This window comes from Mesorhizobium sp. ArgA1 (assembly GCF_053714375.1).
On the sequence record NZ_JBSKBQ010000229.1, the window covers coordinates 1 to 202 of the forward strand.

At 62.9% G+C, this 202-nt stretch carries 1 protein-coding gene; it reads right to left on the reverse strand.

Annotation, left to right across the window (positions count from 1 at the left end; genetic code table 11):
• On the reverse strand, positions 1 to 163 hold a 163-nt coding region (locus tag ACWGTI_RS33085), incomplete at its 3' end, for an IS1096 element passenger TnpR family protein (RefSeq protein WP_454590729.1).
• Between the last annotated feature and the right edge of the window lie 39 nt (positions 164 to 202).

Genomic DNA, 202 nt, shown 5'->3' on the forward strand with positions numbered 1-202 from the left:
GGCCGGCACGCGCGCCAGCGATGCAGATCGGGTAGACCTTGCCGGCCTCTCGCTCAAGCTTGGCCTCAACACGGATCCCGTGTTCCCACAGATCGCCGAAATCATACTCGTATCGAATGCGCTGGCTCGTATCGAATGCGCTGGCGCACGCGCAGCTGAAGATCCGTGAGCGTGACCTCCTTACCTACCCCGTCACGGTGGC